Origin of the sequence: Ruminococcus sp. OM04-4AA, assembly GCF_003462585.1 — a bacterium.
Taxonomy (GTDB): domain Bacteria; phylum Bacillota; class Clostridia; order Lachnospirales; family Lachnospiraceae; genus Mediterraneibacter; species Mediterraneibacter faecis.
This window is the reverse complement of the sequence record NZ_QTZH01000092.1, coordinates 1-4,967: the sequence shown is the minus strand read 5'-3', so window position 1 is coordinate 4,967 and position 4,967 is coordinate 1. Positions and strand designations below refer to the sequence as shown.

Below are 4,967 nucleotides of genomic sequence, written 5' to 3'. Positions count from 1 at the left end.
TTAATATTGCAGTTACTATTATTGTATGCTGTGTATATTACGGTATAGCATGCTGTGTATATTACGGTATAGCTCTTATTGTTACTAAAGATGAAGTGTTCATGGAAATGTTTAATAAAGTAAAGGGTAGATTACATGGATAAGATAAGTGTTGTTGTTCCAGTATATAACGTTAAAAAATATTTGGAAAAATCATTTGAATCTATTGCAGATCAAACATATGATAATCTTGAAATTGTCTTAGTTGATGATGGAGCCACTGATGGAAGTGGTAGCTTTGTGATGAACTAGCTAAAAAAGATAACAGAGTGAAAGTCTGCCATAAAGTTAATGGAGGACTTTCATCAGCACGTAATCACGGCCTTTTAAATGCCACTGGTGATTATATTATATTTATAGACAGCGATGATTATATTCATCCTGACATGATAAGTTCTCTTTACAGTGAGATAAAAAGAACTGATTCTGATGTTGCAGTATGCGGAATCATGAATGTTTACAATACAAAGGAAGTTCCACAGTGCAGTGACACAGAAATTGTTTTTGAGTGTGACAGAGAGAAGTTTTTAAAGGAACTTCTTATAGGTGAAAAGATTCCGGGATCTGTTTGTAATAAGCTTATTAAAAAGGAGATTGCAGATAAATTACAGTTTCCTGTCGGCAAGATATATGAGGATGCTTTTTATCACCTTGACCTTGTTAAGGCAGCTAAATCATATGTTGTTATTACAAAGCCTTATTACTATTATTTCCACAGAGGGGATAGTATAACAACTCAGAAATACAACCCTAGAAAACTTCATATGATAGAAGCTTATACAGGATATATTGATTATATCAATAATGAATTTCCATCTCTTAAGGATGAAGCTTTCTTCAGATTAGCATATGCTCATTTTGTAGTTCTTGACAGTATGCTTCTTGTAGATGATTATAAGAAACTTCCTGACTATAAAGATGTTGTTGGATTTTTAAAGAAGAATGCTTTTAAGATCGCAGATAACCATATTTTCAGAAAAGGCAGACGTATTGCGCTCTTGCCTTAAAAGTAAATGTTGGTATATACAGAGCTCTTATGTTACAGGATTTAAAGAAGAATAAAGGGATTAATTAAATGAAAAAACTTACTGATAAAGAAGTAAAACAGATTGAACTTGATATATTAGAGTATGTTCACAACTTTTGTGAAGAAAACGGCCTTAAATATATTATGAACTACGGCACACTTATTGGTGCTGTTCGTCATAAGGGATTTATTCCATGGGATGATGATATTGATATTTCAATGCCAAGAGCTGACTATGAAAAGCTTATTGCATCATTTCCAAAGAACGGACGTTACAAGATTCTTGATCACAGAACAAGTAAGGACTACTTTAACAACTTTGTAAAAGTTATTGATACTAATACTAAAATAGTTGATAACCGTAATGATAAGACTTACGAGTCAGGATTATTTATCGATATTTTCCCAATGGACAGGTTCGATGATATGAAGGCAGTAGATAAGACCTACAACCTTGAGAGCTTTAAGCTTTTATCTTTTAGCAAGCACTGCAATATCGTTTACGGTGATAGTGTTATTAAAGATATGATAAGAAGCGTATGCTGGTTCTTCTTAAAACCGGTATCACCTACATTCTTTGCCAAGAAGATAGATAAGGCTTCAGCTAAGTATACAAAGGACAATGGTAAATATATAGGTCTTCTTGCTTCTAAGTTTAAGGAAAAAGAAGTTCTTGATTTTGATCCTTTTAAGGAAATAATAGATATGCCGTTTGAGGGTGTTACTCTTAAAGGTCCAAAAGAGTATGACAAACTTTTAAGACAGTATTATGGTGATTATATGCAGCTTCCACCCGTTGAAAAACAGGTAAACCCTCATGAGCTTGATGCGTATATGAAGTAGTTTTAAGTAAATAATAATTATGTAAGGGAATTAGAGATGAAACAGTTAACAAAAGAAGAATTGCAGGGATCCCAGCTTGGAATCTTAAGTTATATAGATAAAATTTGTAAAGAAAATAATATTAAATATTTTATTCATTACGGAAGTATGTTAGGTGCAGTTCGTCATAAAGGATTTATTCCATGGGATGACGATATTGATATAGGAATGTACAGAGAAGACTATGAACGTTTAAAAGCGGCTGTTATAAATGACAGAAATGAACGCTACGGTATTTTTGATAAAGATACATGTGACTGGTACTTCCAGAACTTTATGGTTGTTGTTGATAAGGATACTGTTATCAAAAACCATGTTACAAGAAAACCACATGACACAAGTGTTTTCGTAGATGTTTTCCCAATTGACCGATTTAATGATACTAAGGTTATTAAGAAAGCTCATCTTATGGTTACACTTCGTCAGATCTGTTATATTCAGAAACAGTATATCCAGTATGGTGACAGCAAATTAAAAGATTTCTGCAGACTTATATTCTGGTATGCTTTAGGAGCAGTAAACCCTCGCTTCTTTACTAAGAAAATTGACAAGCTTATAAAAAAATACAGCGTTAAAGATGGTAAATACGAAGCGGCAATTGGTGTTGGTAAAGACGGAATGAAGGAAGTATTTAAAAGAGGTACATTTGAGAAACTTATTGATGTACCTTTTGAGGATATGGTTGTTCCAATTCCGGAAAACTATGATCTTTTCCTCACTCAGTTTTATGGAAACTATATGCAAAAGCCAAGCGATGAAGAGATTGCTTATAAGAGTCACCTTTTAAAAGCTTACTGGAAAAAGTAAGAGTTTTATCTCAGTGGGAGTCCAATCTCCGACTGAAATAAACGTTCCGCGAGGATGCGCAGTGATTCTGATAGGAATATGTCAGCTCGCTGACCAGAATCACGCGCCAAGTCTCACGGATGTTCGACTTGAAATAGGAAAGGAAAATAATATGGAACAGATACAGGCAAAAAGTCTTGAGATGGCTGAATATTTTGTAGAGTTTTGTAATGAACATAATCTTTTATGTTATTTATGCGGAGGAGGAGCTATAGGTTCACTTCGTCACGGCGGATTTATTCCATGGGACGATGATCTTGATTTCTTTATGCCAAGAAAAGATTATGAGAAACTTGCTAAGTTATGGCCACAGGAAGCTAAATATCAGTATTTTATGTCAAAGAGTAATTATAAATTTGTTGACCGTAACCTTTTTATTACTATAAGAGACAGAGAGACAACATGTGTTAAACCATATCAGGTAGACTTAGATCTTCCACACGGACTTGCCCTTGATGTTATTCCTCTTGATTACTATCCAAAGAAGAAAAGCGACAGAAAGAAACAGGTTATATGGGCACTTATATACTCTTTATTCTGTGCACAGACAGTGCCTGAAAAACATGGTGGAATAATGAGTCTTGGAAGTAAAGTTCTTCTTGGTGTAATAAGAGGAAAAAAACTTCGTTATAAGATATGGAAAAAGGCAGAGAAGGAAATGACTAAGTATACTAAGGAAGACAGCGATGGTATTACAGAACTCTGCTCAGGTCCGTTCTACATGAAGAAGAAGTATCCTATAGAGGCATTTGAAAGTAATATTATGGTACCTTTTGAGGATACTAAGATGCCTATTCCAGTAGGATATGATGCGTATTTAAAAACAGCTTTTGGAGATTATATGACACCACCTCCAATAGAGAAACAGGTTGCACACCACGACGCTTTATTACTTGATCTTGATAGAAGTTATCGTGAGTATCATGGAGATTACAATGCAAAATAAGAAAAAAGTTTTATTTTATCTATGGTCATTTTCGCTTGGCGGAGGAGCAGAAAAGATCCTTGCTACTATAGTTAATAATCTTGATCCGGATAAATATGATATTGATATACTTGAGATGGAACATTTTGATAAGCCTATGCCAAAACTTAGAGAAGGCATCAATATCTTAAAGCCATACAAGAGTAAGAAACATTCATCTATAGCCGAGGCAATTATATGGAGACTTCGATTCTGGTTCCCCGGACTTGTAAGAAGACATGTAGCTAAAGATAACTATGATATTGAAATATCTTTTACGATCATGAATCCACCTTTACAGTTTTCTAAGAGAAAAGATGTAAAGAAGATTGCATGGATACATGGAAGCATAGAAAATATGCCTGAAAATGAGAAGTATTTAAGTTGCCATAGAAAACATCTTGGAACAGCTGATACTATAGTCGCTATTTCAGAAAAGACAAGGGAGTCTATAGAAAATGTTTTTCCTGAATATAAAGACAAAATTACAACTATATATAACGGATACAATTTTGATGATATAAGGATACCCGCAAAGGAAGACTGTGGTATGCATATGGAAGAAGACAGCATGTGCTGCATCGGTCGTATTGAAAAGCTTAAAGGTACAGACAGAACTTTAGAGCTTCTTAATAAGATTCATCAAATGGGATATAAATATCATTTATACTTAATAGGTACAGGTGATATGGATAATGAACTTAAGGAGCGTACTTCTAAGTACGGACTTCAAAATTATGTTCACTTTCTTGGATATCAGACGAATCCTTATAAATTTTTAAGTCGTACAAAATTACTTGTATCTATGTCTTATCAGGAAGGGTTTTCAGGAGCGTTTGTAGAGGCGATAAGTCTTGGGAAACCATTTGTTTCAACAGATGTAGGTGGAGCAAAAGAGTTATCATGCAATGGAAAATTTGGAAAGATAATCACTTCTGATGAAGAAGCTGTAGAAGCCATAATATCCTACATATCAGGCAGGGAGTATCCTGATGCAGATGAAATGGCTGAGTTTATAGAGGAATTTACAGTAGAATCCCAGATTGATAAGATCGAAAGGCAGCTGTTTAGTAATCAAAAGGGGGATTAAATGGAAAAGTATTTTGAAAATATTAATTTTAAAAGAATTTATTCTTTAATCGTCTGGATCATGTTTGGTTTATTCGGGGCATTTTTTATAATATTTAGTGTTAATGGTAAGACTAAATT

Annotated in this window: 6 protein-coding genes; all 6 read left to right on the top strand. The window is 33.9% G+C overall.

The features are described from left to right. Positions 1 to 135: 135 nt before the first annotated feature. Complete coding sequence (locus tag DXB52_RS16410) at positions 136 to 291, top strand: glycosyltransferase family 2 protein (RefSeq protein ID WP_207661769.1); 156 nt, start codon at positions 136 to 138, stop codon at positions 289 to 291. A gap of 17 nt (positions 292 to 308) precedes the next feature. Then, positions 309 to 1,046, top strand: coding sequence for a glycosyltransferase family 2 protein (locus DXB52_RS14760; protein WP_472520432.1), 738 nt, complete (start codon positions 309 to 311; stop codon positions 1,044 to 1,046). Positions 1,047 to 1,114: 68 nt separating this feature from the next. After that, a complete protein-coding gene (locus tag DXB52_RS14755) occupies positions 1,115 to 1,909 on the top strand; it encodes a LicD family protein (protein ID WP_117909525.1) in 795 nt (264 codons plus the stop codon). A 36-nt stretch (positions 1,910 to 1,945) separates the two neighbouring features. Continuing rightward, positions 1,946 to 2,755 (top strand): LicD family protein, encoded by an 810-nt coding sequence (locus tag DXB52_RS14750; protein ID WP_117960200.1) that lies wholly within the window; start codon positions 1,946 to 1,948, stop codon positions 2,753 to 2,755. Between the two features lie 151 nt (positions 2,756 to 2,906). Beyond that, positions 2,907 to 3,740 carry a LicD family protein gene (locus tag DXB52_RS14745; protein ID WP_117909521.1) on the top strand — a complete coding sequence of 278 codons (834 nt, stop codon included), beginning with the start codon at positions 2,907 to 2,909 and terminating at the stop codon, positions 3,738 to 3,740. After that, positions 3,730 to 4,848 carry a glycosyltransferase gene (locus tag DXB52_RS14740; protein WP_117960202.1) on the top strand — a complete coding sequence of 373 codons (1,119 nt, stop codon included), beginning with the start codon at positions 3,730 to 3,732 and terminating at the stop codon, positions 4,846 to 4,848. Before DXB52_RS14745 ends, DXB52_RS14740 begins: the two co-directional genes overlap by 11 nt. Positions 4,849 to 4,967 lie beyond the last annotated feature (119 nt).

What these genes read in the sequence shown, in the direction of transcription:
- DXB52_RS14745 (WP_117909521.1), top strand. Translation starts at nt 2,907, where the DNA reads ATGGAACAGATACAGGCAAAAAGTCTTGAGATGGCTGAATATTTTGTA.
- DXB52_RS14740 (WP_117960202.1), top strand. Translation starts at nt 3,730, where the DNA reads ATGCAAAATAAGAAAAAAGTTTTATTTTATCTATGGTCATTTTCGCTT.
- DXB52_RS16410 (WP_207661769.1), top strand. Translation starts at nt 136, where the DNA reads ATGGATAAGATAAGTGTTGTTGTTCCAGTATATAACGTTAAAAAATAT.
- DXB52_RS14755 (WP_117909525.1), top strand. Translation starts at nt 1,115, where the DNA reads ATGAAAAAACTTACTGATAAAGAAGTAAAACAGATTGAACTTGATATA.
- DXB52_RS14750 (WP_117960200.1), top strand. Translation starts at nt 1,946, where the DNA reads ATGAAACAGTTAACAAAAGAAGAATTGCAGGGATCCCAGCTTGGAATC.